Source organism: Pseudomonas sp. GL93 (assembly GCF_003408955.1).
GTDB lineage: Bacteria > Pseudomonadota > Gammaproteobacteria > Pseudomonadales > Pseudomonadaceae > Aquipseudomonas > Aquipseudomonas paracarnis.
In genome coordinates this window covers 74,014-91,921 of sequence record NZ_NKRF01000082.1, presented here as the reverse complement: position 1 = coordinate 91,921, position 17,908 = coordinate 74,014, and the positions used below count along the sequence as shown (strand labels likewise).

Annotated in this window: 18 protein-coding genes and 1 pseudogene; 2 read left to right on the top strand and 17 right to left on the bottom strand. The window is 59.3% G+C overall.

The genetic code is table 11. The features are described 5' to 3' along the window. Window positions 1-96 precede the first annotated feature (96 nt). The 9 genes and pseudogenes from CER19_RS18385 to CER19_RS18345 form a co-directional block, all read right to left on the bottom strand. Window positions 97-222: pseudogene (locus CER19_RS18385) on the bottom strand (phosphate ABC transporter, permease protein PstA); the annotation flags it as partial. Continuing rightward, complete coding sequence (pstC, locus tag CER19_RS18380) at window positions 222-1,187, bottom strand: phosphate ABC transporter permease subunit PstC (protein ID WP_116667460.1); 966 nt, start codon at window positions 1,185-1,187, stop codon at window positions 222-224. The gene pstC and the pseudogene CER19_RS18385, both read right to left, overlap by 1 nt. Window positions 1,188-1,261: 74 nt before the next feature. Further along, window positions 1,262-2,293 (bottom strand): phosphate ABC transporter substrate-binding protein PstS, encoded by a 1,032-nt coding sequence (pstS, locus tag CER19_RS18375; protein WP_116667459.1) that lies wholly within the window; start codon window positions 2,291-2,293, stop codon window positions 1,262-1,264. 252 nt (window positions 2,294-2,545) lie between these two features. Continuing rightward, window positions 2,546-3,346: a hypothetical protein gene (locus CER19_RS18370; RefSeq protein ID WP_165861646.1), complete on the bottom strand. Its 801-nt coding sequence runs from the start codon at window positions 3,344-3,346 to the stop codon at window positions 2,546-2,548. Between the two features lie 180 nt (window positions 3,347-3,526). Further along, window positions 3,527-3,910 carry a nuclear transport factor 2 family protein gene (locus CER19_RS18365; RefSeq protein WP_014718565.1) on the bottom strand — a complete coding sequence of 128 codons (384 nt, stop codon included), beginning with the start codon at window positions 3,908-3,910 and terminating at the stop codon, window positions 3,527-3,529. 30 nt (window positions 3,911-3,940) lie between these two features. Continuing rightward, window positions 3,941-5,173, bottom strand: coding sequence for an MFS transporter (locus CER19_RS18360; protein WP_116667457.1), 1,233 nt, complete (start codon window positions 5,171-5,173; stop codon window positions 3,941-3,943). Between the two features lie 104 nt (window positions 5,174-5,277). Continuing rightward, a complete protein-coding gene (locus CER19_RS18355; protein ID WP_116667456.1) occupies window positions 5,278-5,901 on the bottom strand; it encodes a malonic semialdehyde reductase in 624 nt (207 codons plus the stop codon). Between the two features lie 11 nt (window positions 5,902-5,912). Continuing rightward, the gene (locus CER19_RS18350; RefSeq protein WP_003191528.1) at window positions 5,913-6,908 is read right to left on the bottom strand and encodes a VOC family protein; all 996 of its coding nucleotides are present in this window, start codon (window positions 6,906-6,908) and stop codon (window positions 5,913-5,915) included. Between the two features lie 127 nt (window positions 6,909-7,035). After that, on the bottom strand, window positions 7,036-7,902 hold the full coding sequence (locus CER19_RS18345; protein WP_116667455.1) for a fumarylacetoacetate hydrolase family protein: 867 nt from the start codon (window positions 7,900-7,902) through the stop codon (window positions 7,036-7,038). Between the two features lie 226 nt (window positions 7,903-8,128). Here CER19_RS18345 and CER19_RS18340 point away from each other — a divergent pair, with 226 nt between their 5' ends. After that, on the top strand, window positions 8,129-8,749 hold the full coding sequence (locus CER19_RS18340) for a TetR/AcrR family transcriptional regulator (protein ID WP_116667454.1): 621 nt from the start codon (window positions 8,129-8,131) through the stop codon (window positions 8,747-8,749). Here the strand turns inward: CER19_RS18340 and CER19_RS18335 are convergent. The 7 genes from CER19_RS18335 to CER19_RS18305 all read right to left on the bottom strand — a co-directional run bounded on the left by CER19_RS18335 (window position 8,746) and on the right by CER19_RS18305 (window position 15,966). Continuing rightward, window positions 8,746-9,669, bottom strand: coding sequence for a transporter (locus CER19_RS18335; RefSeq protein WP_116667453.1), 924 nt, complete (start codon window positions 9,667-9,669; stop codon window positions 8,746-8,748). The two genes, CER19_RS18340 and CER19_RS18335, sit on opposite strands and share 4 nt — an antisense overlap. Window positions 9,670-9,692: 23 nt before the next feature. Then, window positions 9,693-11,114 (bottom strand): OprD family outer membrane porin, encoded by a 1,422-nt coding sequence (locus CER19_RS18330; protein WP_116667452.1) that lies wholly within the window; start codon window positions 11,112-11,114, stop codon window positions 9,693-9,695. Further along, complete coding sequence (locus tag CER19_RS18325; protein WP_116667451.1) at window positions 11,114-12,070, bottom strand: HlyD family secretion protein; 957 nt, start codon at window positions 12,068-12,070, stop codon at window positions 11,114-11,116. Before CER19_RS18325 ends, CER19_RS18330 begins: the two co-directional genes overlap by 1 nt. Beyond that, entirely contained in the window at window positions 12,067-12,276 is a 210-nt protein-coding gene (locus tag CER19_RS18320) for a DUF1656 domain-containing protein (protein WP_116667450.1), read from the bottom strand. Before CER19_RS18320 ends, CER19_RS18325 begins: the two co-directional genes overlap by 4 nt. Beyond that, window positions 12,266-14,413, bottom strand: coding sequence for an FUSC family protein (locus CER19_RS18315; protein ID WP_116667449.1), 2,148 nt, complete (start codon window positions 14,411-14,413; stop codon window positions 12,266-12,268). Before CER19_RS18315 ends, CER19_RS18320 begins: the two co-directional genes overlap by 11 nt. 173 nt (window positions 14,414-14,586) lie before the next feature. After that, window positions 14,587-15,213 (bottom strand): isochorismate family cysteine hydrolase YcaC, encoded by a 627-nt coding sequence (gene ycaC / locus CER19_RS18310; RefSeq protein ID WP_003191542.1) that lies wholly within the window; start codon window positions 15,211-15,213, stop codon window positions 14,587-14,589. A gap of 63 nt (window positions 15,214-15,276) precedes the next feature. Next, the gene (locus CER19_RS18305; RefSeq protein ID WP_116667448.1) at window positions 15,277-15,966 is read right to left on the bottom strand and encodes an isochorismatase family protein; all 690 of its coding nucleotides are present in this window, start codon (window positions 15,964-15,966) and stop codon (window positions 15,277-15,279) included. 338 nt (window positions 15,967-16,304) lie between these two features. On the opposite strand from CER19_RS18305, the gene CER19_RS18300 reads away from it, so the two are divergent. Continuing rightward, window positions 16,305-17,201 (top strand): LysR family transcriptional regulator, encoded by an 897-nt coding sequence (locus tag CER19_RS18300; protein ID WP_116667447.1) that lies wholly within the window; start codon window positions 16,305-16,307, stop codon window positions 17,199-17,201. Between the two features lie 66 nt (window positions 17,202-17,267). On the opposite strand, the gene CER19_RS18295 is transcribed toward CER19_RS18300, so the two are convergent. Continuing rightward, entirely contained in the window at window positions 17,268-17,726 is a 459-nt protein-coding gene (locus CER19_RS18295; protein WP_003191546.1) for an Hsp20 family protein, read from the bottom strand. Between the last annotated feature and the right edge of the window lie 182 nt (window positions 17,727-17,908).

Sequence of the window (17,908 nt, the reverse complement as noted above, 5' to 3'; positions counted from 1 at the left end):
CCCAAATCGCTGCTGGTGAATGTCATTGGTTCCATGATCATGCTCTACGCCCAACGGGGTAACCGATGATGACTAATCTCACATCCCCTATAACCGCGGCACACTCGCCAGCAGCGCGCCCAGCCATACCAATGTGGTCAACACCAGGCTGCGCAAGGCGCGGCCTTCGAACTTGCGCTGCAGGCTCGGTACCGCGGTTATAGGGGATGTGAGATTAGTCATCATCGGTTACCCCGTTGGGCGTAGAGCATGATCATGGAACCAATGACATTCACCAGCAGCGTGATGAACATCAAGACGAGAGCGGCGTACATCAATACCTCCACCTCGTTGGGTCCGGCTTCGGGGAAGTTCAGCGCCAACAAGGCTGCCAACGTATTGGCCGGCGCAAACAGCGACAGGGAAATGTTGTTGGCGTTGCCCACCAGCATCGCCAGCGCCATGGTTTCGCCCAGCGCACGGCCGAGGCCAAGTACCAGGGAGCCGAAAATACCGGTGGCGGCAGATGGCACCATCACCTTGAGAATCGCCTCCCAATGGGTGGTGCCCATGCCGTAGGCGGCCTGCTTGGTTTTCATCGGCACGCTGGTGAGCGCGTCCTGGGACACGGCGGCAATCGTCGGCAGAATCATGATGGCCAATACCAGCGCCGCAGGCAGCAACCCCGGCCCGCTCAAGGACGTGCCGAAAAACGGGACCCAACCCAGTTCACTGTTCAACCAGGTGGTCAGTGGCCGGATGGCCGGGATCACCACGTAGATGCCCCACAGGCCATACACCACGCTGGGGATGGCCGCGAGCAGTTCAACGATGGTGCGAAACACCGCCGCCAGCTTGGCCGGCAGAAAGTCCTGAGTCAGGAAAATCGCCATGCTGACACCGAAAAAGCCGGCAATCAGCAGCGCGATAAAAGCGCTGTAGAGCGTGCCCCAAATGGCCGGCAGGATCCCGTATTTGCCCTGGTTAACGTCCCAGACGCTGCCAAAAAGCACATCGAACCCGTGCTTTTCCATGCCCGGCAAGGCCTTGCGTCCCACCTCGAATACCAAGGCTGCGACCAACGCCAGAATCAGTACCACCCCGATTCGCGCGAGCCCACGGAAGGTGCGATCGACCAGGAAGTCTTTGGCCGAGGGAGGTTGGCAGGCAGAATCCCGGTTAACCGGTACGACGAAAGGTTTGTTCATTGGCTAATTCCGGAACAGGGGGGAAACGCTCCCGGTATGGCAAACAGAGCACACCGAGAGCGGCCTCACGGGTGTTACTGAATGTTGGCGGAGGCTTTGCGAACCTGCTCCACCACCGATGGCGGCAGCGGGATGTAGCCCATCGAGTCGGCGATTTTCTGCCCCTCGGTCAGGCTGTACTCAACCATTTCGCGCATGGCCTTGGCCTTGGCAGGGTTGCCGTTGTCCTTGCGGAAAATCATCCAGGTGTACGAGGTGATCGGGTAAGACTTGGCACCGTCCGGGTCCGGCAACCAGGCCACCAGGCTTTCCGGCATCTTCACTGCGGCCAGGGCCTCGGCGCCGCTTTCGGCGTTCGGCACCACGTACTGGCCGGCCTTGTTCTGCAACTGGGCGAAGTCAACCTTGGCCAGTTTGGCGAAGCCGTACTCGATGTAGCCAATCGCGCCTGGGGTCTGGCGTACGGTGGCAGTCACACCATCGTTCTTGGGCGACTTGATGAATTTGTCGCTGGCCGGCCAGTTGACGGTGTTGCCCTCCCCCAGTGCCGTTTTGAATTCAGGGTTGATGGTCGCCAGGTGTTTGGTGAATACCGCCGTGGTGCCGCTGGAGTCTGCGCGCACCACCACGGTGATCGGCGTGTCGCCAAGCTTCAGGTCCGGGTTGGCGGCGACGATCTGTGGGTCGTTCCACTTGGTGATCTTGCCCAGGAAGATATTGGAGTAAACATCACGTGGCAGCTTGAGACCCTTGGGATTGCCCGGCAGGTTATACGCCAGCACGATTTCACCGGCGGTCATTGGCAGCAGCTGCACGCCCTCGGCGACCTTGGCGATGTCTTCGTCTTTCATGGCCGAGTCACTGGCGGCGAAGTCGACGGTTTTATTCAGGAAGTCCTGCACACCTGCGCCGCTGCCCTTGGACTGGTAATCCACGGTGACGCCAGCGGTCTTCTTGCTGAAATCCTTGAACCAGGTGAGGTAGATCGGTGCAGGGAAGCTGGCGCCGGAGCCGGTGAGGCGCACGTTTTCGGCGGCGAAGGCCATGGAGGAGGCACAAAGAGAAACCGTAACGGCCAGTGCTGCAGACTTCATCAAGCTTTTCATTAAAAGGAACTCGTTGTGGTGACGGGCTCCCGAACTGTGAAGCAGGGTTGTTACATTTTTATGAAAATTGAATGGCGAGAGGGTGTTTTGTCCTGCTTTGCCGCCGCAGGCCTGAATTTTTAGGGCATTGGTTAGTAACAAAATAAGACTAAGAACCTGCACGCGCCGCTTTTTTGGCGCCTTTTTGGGACAGCGTGAGGTGAGCTTGAAGACATACAGTTCACCTCGCCCTGTCACAATCGGATTTAAACTTCAGAAGTGCCACTCAAGATGGACCGTCGGCGCATGCGTATCGGTACCCGGTTTATTGATCGCGCCATACTTGTGTTTCCAGTACTCATAGCCCGGACCGACCAATAGGGTATTTTTGCGACCCCATGCCAGTTGCCCGACATCGACCATCAATGACGCGCGCACCAGGCTTTCCTCGGCCGTATCCTGCTTGAAGTAATCCTTGCCCTTCTCGGTCTTGTAGCTGGCAAAACCCTGGAATTTGAGGGGCACGCCGGCCACCTGGAACGGGATGCCCCAGACCATGTGCAGCACATAGTACGGGTCGAACTGGATGTTTTCGGTCTGGCACGCATTCAATCCGCAGTGGTTCCATTCCATGGCATACAGCAGGCTGATATCCAGGTAACCGGGCACGTCGAACTTGAGCGTCGGACCGGCCACCAACATGCGCTTGCGGGTAGCGAACTCGGTGTTCTTGTAGTTGAGCTCAACTCCGCCGCTCAGGGCCACCTCCTTGACCGGACCAAAGGCCATCGACCGCTCGAACACCTGGCTGAGGAACAGTTGATGGCGGTACACCAGATAGGCCTCGGTCGCACCCGAATCGCTGTCTTTCTTTGGATCGTTACTGTCGGACTTGAGCACGTCCAGGTTGAAGAAATTGGAACCGGTCTCATTGCCGCTGGCATGGCCCAGTTGGTAGATCTCCTTCTGGACCTTGCCACGGATGCTGGGTTCGGTGAAGTCGGTACCGTAGCGAAAACCGATGAAGGTATCGCTCCAGTCCTTGGCCTGTGCCGGGCTTGAGATCAGACTCATTGCACCCGCGGTTATAAAAAGAGCCTTGCAATACGTTTTTTGTAATTGTTGTACGTACATGTTCAGGATTCCATCACGTCAAAGTTCCAGCCATCCCGGTTTCCAGGCACGCGCAAGCCTTGCCCGGACGACCACGAGGGCCGGGTTGAAGTTGCCAAGGGTGCTATGGCTTAGCGGACGCTAGCCATGGGTATGACGAGTGGATTGCCAGGCAATCATTTGCCAGCCGTTATTGCCCGCCTTCCACACGCTGATGTAGCGCGAGTTGAGGACCATGGGCTCGCCACGGATCACCACGTCCATGTCGATCAGCCCGGTAACGACCACGCATTCCCCTACCCTGCGCATCTGCTCGTCACGGCTGGTGAAGCCGCGATAGCGCCAGACGCCCTCTCGCATGCCCTGCAGGTAGCTGCTCTTGCTGTCGCTCTTGCCGTCGGAGTGGCTGTAGGTCAAGTCTCGGGTATAGATACTTTCCAGGAAGTCCATATCGCCCTCGACCATGGCCTGGCGGCGGCGCAATTCCAGGGTTTGGATCTGTTGTTCGACGCGTTGCTCTGACATCGTTTGATACTCCAGTGTTGATCTCAAACTTCAGGAATCCGTGGTTTTCAGCGCCCCTGCCGCGCGAGCGGGCACGTCTGACTCCACCTGGGGCATAAACAACAGCGTGACGGTGGCCAAGGCAAAGAAACCGGCGCACACCAACAGGCCCCACGCCAGGCTGTAGTGGGTGGCGATGCCACTCAACAGGAGCGGCGCAAAAGCCGCCAGGCCCCGACCAAAGTTGAAGCAGAAGCCCGCGCCGAGGGTGCGTACCCGCGTGGGGTACAACGCACTGAAGTAGGAGGCAAACAAACTGGCAAAGGCATAGAAGAAGGCATAGATCGGCCCTAGCCAGAACAGAATGGCGTTATCGGTGGTGAGTGCATAAATCGATAACATCAGCGCGCTGCCGAGCAATGACAGGAGCGTGGCGTTTCGCTTACCGATGTGGTCAGCGATGAAGCCGAAAGCATTGATACCGATGAAGGCGCCGATGTTGAGGATCGCCATGAAGTTGGCCATCATCCCGATGTCCAGTCCGCGCTCCTTGATCAAGTAGGTGGGCAACCAGGTGCTCGCCCCCCAGAAGCCAATCACCGCAAAACTCGCCGCCAGGGTACCCAGCAGGGTCAGGCGCAGCAGTTCGGGGGAAAATATTTCGCGTACCGAGACATGCTTGTGCTGGCTGGGGCCGGCCATGTTGCGGGTTTTCTGCGCGGTCCATTCCGGTGACTCAGGCACAAAGAAAAACAGATACGCCAGCGGGATCAAGGTGGAGATCCCCGCCACCATGAACAGGGTTTGCCAGTCTGGCAGGTAGCTGGCCGCCACCATTGCCGCGATGGCGGCGCCAATCGGGAATGAACTCAACACGAACCCGATCGCTCGTGCCCGCTGATGGGCAGGCCAGGTTTCCGTTACATAGGCTGAGACAATCCCCCACACCCCGCCCAGGCCCAGCCCGGACAGAAACCGCAGGAGCAGGAGCAAGCCCCAGTTGTGCGTGGTAGCGAACAGCGTGGTCAACACGCCGAACACGATCAACGAGATCAGCAGGGCCTTGCGTCGGCCATAGTTGTCGCAATACCAACCCGTGGTAATGCCGCTCAAACCGATCCCCAGCAGGGTTGCCGAGGCGAGCATGCCAGCTTCATTGAACGTCAGGCCCAGGTCCTGGCGGATCACCGGGAGTGCGATGGTGAGTAGGATGATCTCCATGGCGTCAAACAGATACGCAAGGAAACCGCCGATAAGTACATGCCATTTGGATAGAGCTCGCATTGCAGGTTTTCCTTATTGTTGTTGTTTTGCCAGGCCGATCGACAGACGTGATGCATCGCAGCACGCTTGATCGGCCTGGAGGATTTACGGGTGCGGTCAGTCAGTTACAGCAGGGCGCAGGCCTCGTCGAAGCCCAGCCGCGGGTTACGGGCAAAGAGTTTTTCGGGGTCGCCATAGCCGAGGTTGCACAGGAAGTTCGTCTTGATCTTCATCCCGGCAAAGGCCTGCATGCCCTCGGCCCCTGGAGCAAAGAACGTCTGGTCGACCTGTGCGTGGTCAAACCCGGACATCGGCCCGCAGTCAAGGCCCAGAGCCCGGGCCGCGAGAATGAAGTAGCCGCCCTGCAGCGAACTGTTGCGAAACGCGGTGGACTCAAGCAAATCCGGCTGGTCGGCAAACCAGTCGCGTACTGTGGGGTTGTGCGCAAACAACCTGGGCAACTGCGTATGGAACTGCGTGTCGTAGCCAATGATTGCCGTCACCGGGGCGCCCAGGGTCTTCTCGACATTGCCGGCGCTCAGGGCTGGCAGCAAACGCTGCCGGGATTGGGCACTGCGTAAAAACACAATGCGCGCAGGGCAGCCGTTGGCGCTGGTCGGGCCCCAGCGCATCAGGTCGTAGAGTGCCTTGAGGGTGTGATCATCCACCGGTTTATCCAGCCAGCCGTTCTGGCTACGGGCCTGGCGAAACAACTTATCGAGCACCTGCTCGCTGATTACCTGACTCATGGCATCTGTCCTCAACTGCGTCGTTGACGGTCTGAAGTCGACCGGGGCAAGGTCTGTTCAGCGGCACACTCGCCGCCCAGAAAGAACTCCACCGACATCGGCGGGCCCCACTGGTAGAGGCTGGCGTCGCACGCCTGGGTGTACCCCGAGGGCGAGTCCTGGTTGAACAGGTCGCCATCGGTGAAGTGCTCGATAAGGTTGCCGGACGGGTCCCGCCAATAATCGAAGATCTGGCTGCCCAGCATGTGCCGGCCTACCCCCCAGAACGGCGACCAACCTTGCAGGGTCATCCACTCGTGGCCCAGGCACTGCGCGTCAAAATCCTGCACCTCGAAGGACACGTGATGGACGAAGTCCTTCGGTGCCTGGAACAAGGCGATGGTGTGATGGTCAGTCCAGGCGCTGCCACGGTTCAACCGCAGGAAGGCCGCGCTCGGGCGGTCCCGGTCAGGCTCCTGAACCACAAGGTCCGACGGCAGCATGCCGAGCACTTGCTGGTACCAGGCCAGGTGCTGGGGCATGTCCTGCACGCCAATCGCCGCATGGCCCAGGCGCAGGACTTGTGCCGCGCCCTTGCCGGGCCGCTGCACATCGCCAAAGCGTTGCTTGTGATGGGCCGAGTTGAGGGTCAACGCAGCACGCTGGGGCAGCGTGCCCACGGCTTCGATACCGTGGGCCAGCTCGATGCGCCGCCCCGAGGGATCATGCAAGGCGACGTACTGCCCTCCTCCGGGGCCTTCCAGCGGCCGGATCGCCGAGGCCCCCGGCAACCGGGTAGCCTGGTGCAAGTCATCGAGGCTTTCGACGGCGAACGCGATGGCGCCAAAGCTGGCTTCAACCGCCTTCTCGGCGATGTACACATAGGGCAGCGAGCAGGTACCGCGAAAATACAGGCGTTGCTCGGTACGGTGCATAACCACCAGGCCGAAATCGGTCAGGAAACGTTCGACCACCCCAAGGTCGGGATGACGGTAGAGCACATGGTTGATGTCTTTGATCTGCAGCACGGTAGTTGCTCCTGGGCATTCAATGGGCAGGACAACCGGTGGTCAACACCAGGGCAGCCGGGATCGCTGCCCACCGTAGTGACGGTGGGTCGGTTGTGCTGCGCGCTCGAAAAACTGAGGCGTGGACTCAGGCCGCTGAAGGTTCGTCGGCGATCAGGTTGCTCAAGGTGCCAAGGCCTTCGATCTCCACGGTACAGAGGTCGCCAGGCTTCATGAACAGTGGCGGGCGTCGCGCCCAGCCAATCCCTGCCGGGGTGCCGGTGACGATCACGTCACCGGGTTCCAGGGTCACCGCTTCACTGAGCACGGCGATCAGTTCGGCGACCCCAAAGATCATGTCGGCGGTATTGCCCTGCTGCACCACCGTGCCATTGAGGCGGGTCACCAGGTTGAGGCCGACTGCCCCCGCTGGCAGTTCGTCTGCACTGACGAAGGTCGGACCAAACGCGCCGGTGGCGTCGAAGTTCTTGCCAATGGTCCATTGCGGCGATTTGAACTGGTAATCGCGAACCGAGGCTTCATTGAAGATCGCGTAGCCCGCCACATGCTCCAGGGCCTGCGCGCGCGCGATATGCCGGCCCCCAGTGCCGATCACTACCGCCAGCTCTCCTTCGTAGTCCAGTTGTTCGGAGACACGCGGGCGCAGGATGGGTTCGCCATGGCCGATCAGGCTGGTGCTGAAACGCGGGAAAAAGGTCGGATAGGTCGGCTGTTCGTACGGGCTTTCCTTGGTGTGATCGGCGTAGTTCAAGCCGACACACACGATCTTGCCCGGACGCTCCAGCGGCGGCAGGTAACGCAGCTTCGATGGATCGAGCAAACGCGCATCACTTAAGCGCTGATGGGCCGCTTGAAGCGCCTGGGGGCCAGCGTTGAGCAGGCTTTCCAGGGTGCCTGGATAACCGCTTTCCTGAGTGGTCAAGCCCCGCATAACACCTGCTTGCTCAGTCGCCAGGCCTTTGGTGGAACCTTCCAGAAAATGCACGAAACGCATGTTCAGTACCTCTATTGTTGTTATGAAATGGTACGGTACGTTACCGTACCCTTTTGCTGAAAATGCGCCCAAATCAAACACTCGTCAAGGGCAATCAAATGGTTTTTACAAATAATATTCAGGGACAAATGCCTGATTCGCCCCACGCAGCGGCTGGAAGGCTTATGCAGAGCGGCGTAGGCTAGGAGAACTTTTGAATTGTTCTTTTCAGGAATAGCCGAGCCACATGCAAACCCCTACCCCGAGGCAAGCCGCAAAGCGTCAAAGTATTCTTCAGGTTGCAACTGATATGTTTCTCGCAGAAGGTTATTCGGGGGTCAGCGTTGACGGGATCATCGCCAAAATCGGCGGCTCCAAGCGCACGCTGTATGCCTACTTCGGCGGCAAGGAAGGGTTGTTCGCGGCGATTATCGAACAGCTCTGCGCCGAGAACGTGAGCCCGCTGACCCACATGAGTCTCGCCCAGAAGCCGCTAAAGGAGGCGCTGACCACCATTGCCCGGGTCTTTCTGGATGTGGTGCTGTCGCCCCGCACCCTTGCCCTGCATCGCCTGATCGTGTCCGAGGCCCTGCGCGCCCCGGAGGCTGCAAAGTCGTTCTTCGAGGCTGCGCCCGCCACAGCCTACAGCTGCCTGGCCGATTACTTCACCTGGGCCGAAGAAGCCAGGTTGATCATCCCGGGCAACCCGCAGACCCGCGCCAAGATCTTCCTCGATGCGCTGACCGGTGACCTGCAGTTGCGCTGCCTGCTCGGGCTTAGCCCATGCCCGGGAAAAGCGGCGCGCGAGCACCTGATCAGCGAGACAACAGCGATTTTCATCAACGGGTTGTCAACTGACAGGCACTAGAACCCATGAAGATAACGTAGCGTCAACTGGGTGCCCTGCGCGCGGTTTTCAGCGCCACTTTCAAAATACAGATTGGCGAAGAATGTCTGGTTTCCCTGCTGGTACATCACCCCTGGCCCGATCCCTGTCACCTGTTCCCTGGAGTCACGCTGGCGATGCCCATCAATGCGGTCATCGCTGATCTGATTGAGTTGATAGCCTGCAACGCCGATACGCCACTTCTCGGCAACGGCATAAGAAACCGACAGGTTGCTATGAAACGCCTCTCCCGGCTGGATACTGCCGGCTTGCAGGACTGACGCAGGATCGTTATTGCGGCTTGACCACGCATAATTGAAACGACCACTGACCTCCAGGCGGTCAGTCAACTCCCAGGTGAACACGTAATGGGGGTTGAACACCCAGACATTGCTCCCGGTATTGAGGCTCGAATCCTTGTTATAGGAACCCGTCGGCAAGGAGAACACGAAATTCAAGCGCTGCCAGTACGGGCGGCCGAAGAACGACACCGGGGCCCATTGCAACAGAAACGGACTGACGATCACGTCACCCTGGCGCGTCCGTCGTCCCTTGGGGCCCTGATCAATATCTATATCCAGGTTCACCAGTGGCAGCAGCACTTCGGCGCCATAGTTCGCCCCCAGCAAAGTCTTGTCGCTGAAGTAAGCCAGGTGCGGCAGTACCGTGGTGCTGTGCACCTGCTGGCGACCCGGGCGCGAATGGCCGTGGGCATCGTAGGCCGAGTTGCTGCGGTAATACTGCACCGGTAACTCGAACAACGCACCGGGACCGGCGACCCCATCCATGAAGCTGGCATTGCCCAGGGCCAGGGGCGGCAGACTGACGCTGTCAGCCTCGCTCGTGGTGCAGGCCAGTGCCGAGCTGATGCCCAGCACCCGAATCCATTGGGTTTGACTCATACAACACCTTCATTGAATAACGACTAGAAAACACTGAATGGGTAATCGACAATCACCCGGTACTCATCGGCGTTTGAATTGCCACGGGTGTTGCCCGGTGCGGTATACCCCTGTGCTGAACGGTGTGCGGCCCAGCGCAGGGTGATATTCAAGCCTTTGGCCTTGCCGTCTGGCACCGCATAGCGCAGGGCGACGTCCCGCTCCCAATGGTGTGCATCTTTGCCGGCGGCGTTATAGATGTAGCCGTAGCCTGTGCTATTGGGATCGACCCGGGTCAAGTCCGCTTCGCCGCGGGTGTAGGAGGTGCTGAGCTGGAAATCCGGCGCGTTGATAAACGCCAGGCTGGTCTGGTATTGAATCTTCCAGGACTTTTCGCCGGGCGCATTAAAGTCTGCGTATTGCTGGGAGTTGCCCAGATAAAGGAAGGTCCGGTCGTCCTGGACCATGTAGTCAAACGGCGTGTCGCCGTCCACCTTCTGCAGCCCCAGGGTCAGGCTCTGGCCTGCGCCGGACAGCGTCAGGCCAGCGCTATAAGTGTTGTTGTCGATATGGCCCAACTGGCGCTGGCCCTGATCACGGGTTTTGAAGTAACGCAGGTACGGTGTCAGCGTAAGCCCAGGTGTCAGCTTGAATGGCTGGCTGACCCCGGCATAGTACTGGTTCCAGATATCACTCAATTGGCCGCCATACAGGGTCACTGTTATTGCGCCGGGCACAGCGTAAACGCCACCCAGCCAACTCATGGACGCGCTTTCGCGATCAGCGGCCACGCCGGCCTTGTTGCCGGTGCCGTAACTGGTGGTCAAGTGGCTTTGACCGCTCTGGTTGCGCTGGCGTGTTGAGTCGATCCAGCCAGTGTCCAGTGTCAGGTGTTCCAGGCTGTAGTTCTTGAGCGTGACACCGCGAAATGTCTGGGGAAAGACTCGGCTGACGCCACTGGCGATCAGCGGGTTTTCAAGGTACTGATCACCTGCCTGCATCAAGCTGTCAAACCCGCGCAACTTGAGCGCCGCGCCCGCAGCCGAGAAGTCTGACTCTGGCGCGCCTTTTGAGTCCAGCGGCAGCAAGCCGGCCCCACCGCTGCCCCCTCCTCCATCCAGCTTGAGCCCATAAAAACCATGCACATCGAGCCCGACACCAATGGGTGTGTCGGTGTATCCCGAACGAAAGGACAAGTACACGCCCTGCACCCATTCGCGCTGGTCACGCCTGGACGGTGTGTTGTGGTTATCGCGGCCCAGGTAGTAATTGCGCAGCAAGCCGTTAAGAGACGAGCCGCTGACAAACCCCGGCGTGACAGACAGCTCAGCCTTTTGGCGCTCATTGATACCGGTGCTGAGGTTATCTCTCTGGTCCATGGAGTTATCGGCATAGGCCCCTGTCGCCGACAATGAGACAGTCAGCGAGATTGAGACCCTTATAAGACGGCGCAGTGACACACTCATCAGCGTTGCTCCTGTTGTTCAAGCACCGTCACCGTCGCCGTAGTGCCTGCGCGCAAGCGGTCCTTGGCGGCATAGGCAGGATCGATCCTGATTCTTACGGGGACCCGCTGGGCCAGCTTGACCCAGGTGTAGCTGGGGTTGATGTTGGCCAGCAAGCGACTGCCTGGCGCGTTCTCCCGGTCGGTAATGGCGAAGGCGATGCTCTGCACGGTTCCGCTAAAGGTCTCGCCACTCATCAACTGGATCCGCACTGGATCACCCTGCGCGATGCGCGGTAACTTGGTTTCCTCAAAGTAGCCACTGACATAAAACGAGTCGCTGTCCACCAACGCCAGCAAGGCACCGCCGGCACTGGCGTAATCGCCCTGGCGGGTCAGCAGGTTGGTCACATAGCCGCTGACTGGCGCCACCACCCGGGTGCGCTGCAGGTCGAGTTCGGCCTGGGTCAAGGCAGCCTTTGCCAGTTGCACATTGGCTTGGGCCAGCCCCAGGTTGGCCTGATTGCTGAGCAACTGCGCCTGAGCGATAGCCACGTCGGTATTGGACTTCTCCCACTCCTCACCGGAGATGGCGAACCCTTGTTTGAGGCTACGCCGGCGCCGCTCTTCACTTTGGCGCTGTTTGAGCTGCGCCTGGCTGGCAATGATTGCAGCCTCCGACTGGCCCATTGCGGCCTGGGCCACTTCAACAGAGCGTCGTGCGTGCTCGACCGCCAGGGCATAACGCGCCGGGTCGATTTGCAGTAGCAGGTCACCTTTACTCACATGCTGATTATCCTGCACCCGCAAACTGGCGATCAGCCCGGAGACGTCCGCCGACAACGTCACCACATCAGCGCGCACCCTGGCATCGCGGGTCCAGGGTGAACGGGTGTAGTGCTCCCAGGCGAACCAGCCCAGGACCAGCGCCAGCAAGACAACCGCCAGGGTAATCAGTTGGGCGATGTATTTTTTCAAGGTGACGAGGCTCCCATTACTAGAATCACAACAGCACACACGCAGACATAGAGCGCGCCTTCGAACAGCGCCTCATGCCACACGAACCGCAGCACGCCCAGCCGACGCAAGGACCAGCCCAGCACCATGAAAATCGGCAGCGCCAGCAGCAAAGCCTGCGCAATGGGCGGCAGGTAGACGCCACCTACCTCAAAATCAATGGGCAAGAGACGGCACTCCTTTTTCATCGAGCTCAAGAAATTCGCGGTAGCGCTCAATAAACGAGGCAACGATCAGCAGTGCCACGCGAATGCGAAACACCGACCAGAGCTGTTCATGCCCGGACGAAAGCTCAGCGGCATGCAGTTGGTCCAGGTCATCGCCCAGGTGCCGCAATGCATCGGTCAATGTCTGCCAGTCGACGGTGGGCCTTCCCGCCACATAACGGCCTGACTGGTCCAGGACCGACCGCAAACGGGCCTGGGTTTGCGCCGTCAGCAATGTATTGTTCTGCCCTTGTTGCTTGAGCTGGTTCAACGCCACGCCCAGGGCCATGCAGGCCAGAGTGACCTCGAACAGCGCATGGGCTCGCGGGTCTTTGGTCGCGGGCAACAAACCCAGCATCATGGTCAGGCGATCCATCATCCGGCTTTCAAAGGCGAACTGCTGCTGATCCGTCGCTGAGGTCTTGAGCAATACGTAGACCTGCTCCCGGCTCTCATCGAACAGACGGTGAATGCGCCGGGCCGGATTGAATGGAAACACCCAGGAGTACACCAGTAACGACAAGGTGCAAGCTCCGATATAGGCACCGGCAAATTCGAACCACTGACTCGCGGTGTTTTGCCAGGCCCCGATATTCTGCGGGCCCACCATCAGGAAGGTCGAAAGCCCCAGGCCCATGCCTATCCCGGCGGTCAGCGGGCTGGCCAGGCCCACAGCAATCACATAGAGCAACGGCGCCAGAATCAACAGCAACATTTCGACGTCGCCAATGGCGGGCACCAGCATGAATTGATAGACCGCTGAAATCACCAGCGACAGGCCAAACCCACGTGCATAGTTCTGGCTCGCCGCCAGGGGGCGTGGAAAGGTCGCCATCAATGAGCACAGGATTCCTACCAGGATCATCCCTGCCCGGGCGCCATCCCAAGCCGTTTCGATCCAGATCAATCCACACACAAGCAAGGCAATAAACGCACGGGCAGCGTTCATTCCCGCCAGGCGCCAGTCCAGGTACAGCGGATTACTTCGGCTCTGGCGGTGCAGGCAGTTGGCCGGACGGCCCTCCTGAATGGCATCGCTCAGTTGCAGGATCTCTTCCAGTTGTTGCAACAGCCTGGCCTGCTCCCAACGCAAGGCCCACGCCAGCGCGCGTAACGTACCTGTTATGGGCTCATCACGTTGCTCAACCTTATTGGCCTGCTGGTCAAAGCGCTGCTGCAACACGCTAAAGCGCTGGCGCGCCTGCGTCGATAATGAACGCCCCGCCACTGCCAACTCATCCAGGAACGCCAGTTCGTCAGCGCGCAGCTGTTGAATGTCTTCGGGAAGCTCACCTTGCCAACGCTCACCGATCAGCGTGCGTTGACGGCGCAGCACCGTCAGGCGTGACGTCAGCAATACCAATTGATTACCCAGCAGTTGCACCAGGCCGTTGGCACTGCGCAACCGTGGCGCATCGAAATACAAATGCCGGCGCAGGCCTTCCAGTGCGTTGATTTCTCCGAGTAACTGCATCTGGCGCTTACGGAAATCGGCCTCGCTCTCCTCGGTACGAATCACCGCCGCCGCATGGGCCGCCATCAATTTCAGGACTTGATCTACTTTGGCAAAGTACCCCCGGGCGACCGCTTCCGGGCGCGCCGTCAACAGGCTGACCACGCCGACACAGGCAACCGCCAACAGCGTCTCAGTGAGTCGGGTGATCGCCAGCATCAAGGTATTATCCTGCTCCGGTACAGCAAGCAGCCCGACAACGACCGCCGTGAACCCGCTGAGCACAAAGGCGTGGGAACTGGTGTAGCGCAGCAACGTGCCACCCGCCGTGCAGAACGCCAGCCACAGCGACAAGGTGACAATGAATGGGACCGGTGCCTGGGGGAAAATGCCCATGATCAGCACCGCTACCGCCGCACCGACCAGCGTGCCGATAATCTGTGAAAAACTACGCTGCAACGCCATGCCACCCAAGGGTTGGCTGACGATAATCACCGCCATCACTGACCATTTTGGCTGATCAAGGTCGAAGATGAAGGCCAGGTACAAGGTCAACAATCCGGCTGCAACGGTGCGCAACGCAAATAGCAGCGCGCCCATACCTGGATTGAACACCACTTTGAAATAGTTGATCAGGGGCTGCATAAACGGCTCAAGCGGGCTGCCAAGGCCTGCGGACCGACACACAACCTTTGGTCAAAAGCTGTGCCCAATTCATAACAGGCCGTTAGCTGGAAACCGGTTCATGCTCATCTGAACGCACCTGGTGTTAGGTTGAAATGAGGACTGCCTGTCGCAGCACAGTCCCCATGCTCGGCTTACTTGCCTTCAGTCAACGCGTTGTAGCTGGTGAACAGGTTGCGGTAGTCCGGAATGTGGTTGGAGAACAACGTCCCCAAGCCCTCGATGTCGTTGCGCCAGTCACGGTGCAGCTCACAGGCCAGGCCAAACCAGGTCATCAGTTGCGCGCCGTTGGCCGACATGCGGGCCCAGGCCGATTGCTGGGTCAGTTCGTTGAAAGTGCCGGAGGCGTCGGTGACCACAAACACTTCAAAGCCTTCGGCCAGGGCCGACAGCGCCGGGAACGCCACGCACACTTCGGTCACGACGCCGGCAATGATCAATTGCTTCTTGCCGGTGGCCTTGATGGCCTTGACGAAGTCTTCGTTGTCCCAGGCATTGATCTGGCCTGGGCGCGCAATGTACGGCGCATCCGGGAACAGTGCCTTAAGCTCGGGCACCAGCGGGCCATTGGGGCCGGTTTCGAAACTGGTGGTGAGGATGGTCGGCAACTTGAAGTACTTGGCCAGGTCAGCCAGGGCCAGCACGTTGTTTTTGAATTTGTCCGGGTCGATATCGCGGACCAATGACAGCAAGCCGGCCTGATGGTCGACCAACAGCACAGCGGCGTTGTCTTTGTCCAAGCGAACGTAAGGTGTAGACATCGTGGTACTCCTGATAAAGAAGATGACGCCCCGAGTGGGCGCCCCGTAAAGAACCCAGCGTGTTTACTTGCGCTGTGAGTCTAGTTCTTCATGATTGTTTGCCACTTCCTGAGCCTTGATGTAGCTCTCGATCAGAAGCTGATAGTGCGGCATGGCCTGGGTGTAGACGTTGGCCCACTCCTGGGCATCCGGGCGGTTCCAGGAGCCTTGCAACTCCGACAGCGTGCCCATGATGTCGATCGGCACCACGCCGGCCTGCGCCAGCCGTGCAACGGTCAGGTCGGTGGCCAGCCTGGAGTGGTTGCCCGAGGCATCGACCACCGCGAACACCTTGTAGCCTTCATGTACCGCTGCAATGGACGGGAACGCCAGGCATACGCTGGTCAGGGTGCCGGCGATCACCAGGGTCTTCTTGCCGGTGGCTTTGACGGCGGCATGGAACTCGGGGTTGTCCCACGCGTTGATTTCGCCGCGGCGGGCCACGTACTGGGCGTGCGGCGCGGCTTCGTGGATTTCCGGGATCAACGGGCCGTTGGGACCTTGCGGCACCGAGGCGGTGGTAATGACCGGTATTTTCAGGAGGGTCGCGGCCTTGGCCAGCGCGATGGCATTGGCGCGCAATTGAGGAACATCAATGTCCTTGACGATCTGGAACAGACCACTCTGGTGGTCGATCAGCAACATGGCGGTGTCAGCGGGGTCAATCGTCGGCTTTTGACCATTGAAGTTTGCAGCGTTACCTGATGCAGTCATTTGCATTTCCTCTTGCTTGGCGATACCTCCCTGGCGTGTGCGCCGGAACTGCGCCCGGCCGTGCCTGCACTTCCTGTACAGACACGCTTGGGCAACGACCTGGACGTGTGTCAGCAGGCCCACCCAAAAAAACAGTGGAACCACCTTAATCATCGCGTTCAGGGTTAGGTAGTGGCTGAAACGGGCCGCTCCATCTCAAAAATGGAACAATGCAGCCGCACGGTGGCAAGGGCACTTGGACGTGCCGGTCGTTACAATGCGATCATCGGCTCCATCCCGTGGATTTCAGGCACTTGCGCCAATCATGACCGTTCACTTATTTCCAGGCAGGTGCCTTCATGGATATCAAACAACTTAAATTCCTGATCGCGCTGGAGCAGACCCGCCATTTCGGCCAGGCCGCCGCGCGCTGCAACATCACCCAGCCCACCCTGTCGATGCGCCTGCGCAACCTGGAGGAAGAACTGGGCCTGGAGCTGGTGACCCGCGGCCAACGCTTCGAAGGCTTCACCCAGGCCGGCGAACGCGTACTGGCCTGGGCCAGGACCCTGCTCGCCGCCCACGACGGCCTGTTCGCCGAAGCGGCTGCGTGCCGCGGCCAGTTGGTCGGTAACCTGCGCCTGGGCCTGGTACCCCTGAGCGGTTTCAACCCCATCAGTTTTATCCAGGGCTTGTCCCACAGCTTCCCGGAACTCAAGTTCAGCCTCACCTCCATGAGCTCGGACAAAATCATCGAAGCCCTGGGCACCAACCAACTGGACCTGGGCGTGTGCTACCTGGACCATGTGAGCCCCAACTACCTGGAGTTTTTCGAGCTGGGCGAAACCCGTGTCGGCCTGCTGTACGACACCCGCCACTTCCACTTCGAAGGTACACAGATGAGCTGGGAAGAAGCCGCCGAACTGCCCCTGGGGATGATCAGCACTGGCATGCACTACCGAAAATCCATCGACTTGAGTTTCCGCAGTCGCGGTCTCGATCCCCAGCCGATTCTGGAAAGCGACTCGACCTATCAACTGTTCCAGGCTATTCACGACGGTTTCTGCTGCGCGATCATGCCATTGGACAGCGGCCTGGAAAGCCCCATCGAGAACCTGGCGTTTATCCACCTGCCGGATGCCAGCGTCCTTGCGCCCCTGGGCATGGTGATGCGCAAGACCGAACCACGCTCGCCCATCGCAGAGAAATGCTTTGCCGAGGCCAGGCAGTTGTTTGCGCCCAACACCCAGGCTTAGCGGGCCTGCGTGTACAGCGCGCACAAAAAAGGCGCTCCGTAGAGCGCCTTTTTACCGCCGATTGTTTTACTGCAAGCTGACCTGACGCAGCTCGGGTTTGGCCTCGCCACCAATCATGATGCGTTTTGGCTTGGCCTCTTCAGGCACTTCACGCAGCAGGTCGATGTTGAGCAAACCGTTGGTCAGGGATGCGCCACGTACTTCGATATGGTCCGCCAAGCGGAACGACAACCGGAACGCACGTTGGGCAATGCCCTGGTGCAGGTAAGCGACCTTATCGTCGGTTTCGCGTTTTCCGCCGGAAACCGTCAATACACCCCTCTCGACCTGGATATCCAGATCCTCCTCGGTCAGGCCAGCGACGGCGATCACGATGCGGTACGCGTCGTCACCGTGCTTTTCCACGTTGTGAGGTGGATAGGAGTTCGGAGCCTCGCTGCGCAGCGCCGACTCGAACAGGTCATTGAAGCGATCAAAGCCCACCGATTGACGGAACAGTGGGGCCAACGACAGGGTAGTAGCCATTTTAAAATCTCCTGAGTTTCTCCAAGTGATTTAGTACGCGACCCGGATTCGGCATCGCGTGATCAAAAATTTATGGACGCACAAAAGGAATTCAAGAGGGCTGGAGAAAATTTTTCTTGTGCAAGGGGCGATCACCGAAGCCCAAGTGTTATGGCGTGTGCTCTAATCAAAATGCCAGGCGT

Coding starts and splice junctions, on each gene's coding strand:
- pstC (WP_116667460.1), bottom strand. CDS start 1,187: ATGAACAAACCTTTCGTCGTACCGGTTAACCGGGATTCTGCCTGCCAA.
- pstS (WP_116667459.1), bottom strand. CDS start 2,293: ATGAAAAGCTTGATGAAGTCTGCAGCACTGGCCGTTACGGTTTCTCTT.
- CER19_RS18370 (WP_165861646.1), bottom strand. CDS start 3,346: ATGAGTCTGATCTCAAGCCCGGCACAGGCCAAGGACTGGAGCGATACC.
- CER19_RS18365 (WP_014718565.1), bottom strand. CDS start 3,910: ATGTCAGAGCAACGCGTCGAACAACAGATCCAAACCCTGGAATTGCGC.
- CER19_RS18360 (WP_116667457.1), bottom strand. CDS start 5,173: ATGCGAGCTCTATCCAAATGGCATGTACTTATCGGCGGTTTCCTTGCG.
- CER19_RS18355 (WP_116667456.1), bottom strand. CDS start 5,901: ATGAGTCAGGTAATCAGCGAGCAGGTGCTCGATAAGTTGTTTCGCCAG.
- CER19_RS18345 (WP_116667455.1), bottom strand. CDS start 7,902: ATGCGTTTCGTGCATTTTCTGGAAGGTTCCACCAAAGGCCTGGCGACT.
- CER19_RS18340 (WP_116667454.1), top strand. CDS start 8,129: ATGCAAACCCCTACCCCGAGGCAAGCCGCAAAGCGTCAAAGTATTCTT.
- CER19_RS18335 (WP_116667453.1), bottom strand. CDS start 9,669: ATGAGTCAAACCCAATGGATTCGGGTGCTGGGCATCAGCTCGGCACTG.
- CER19_RS18330 (WP_116667452.1), bottom strand. CDS start 11,114: ATGAGTGTGTCACTGCGCCGTCTTATAAGGGTCTCAATCTCGCTGACT.
- CER19_RS18315 (WP_116667449.1), bottom strand. CDS start 14,413: ATGCAGCCCCTGATCAACTATTTCAAAGTGGTGTTCAATCCAGGTATG.
- ycaC (WP_003191542.1), bottom strand. CDS start 15,213: ATGTCTACACCTTACGTTCGCTTGGACAAAGACAACGCCGCTGTGCTG.
- CER19_RS18305 (WP_116667448.1), bottom strand. CDS start 15,966: ATGACTGCATCAGGTAACGCTGCAAACTTCAATGGTCAAAAGCCGACG.
- CER19_RS18300 (WP_116667447.1), top strand. CDS start 16,305: ATGGATATCAAACAACTTAAATTCCTGATCGCGCTGGAGCAGACCCGC.
- CER19_RS18295 (WP_003191546.1), bottom strand. CDS start 17,726: ATGGCTACTACCCTGTCGTTGGCCCCACTGTTCCGTCAATCGGTGGGC.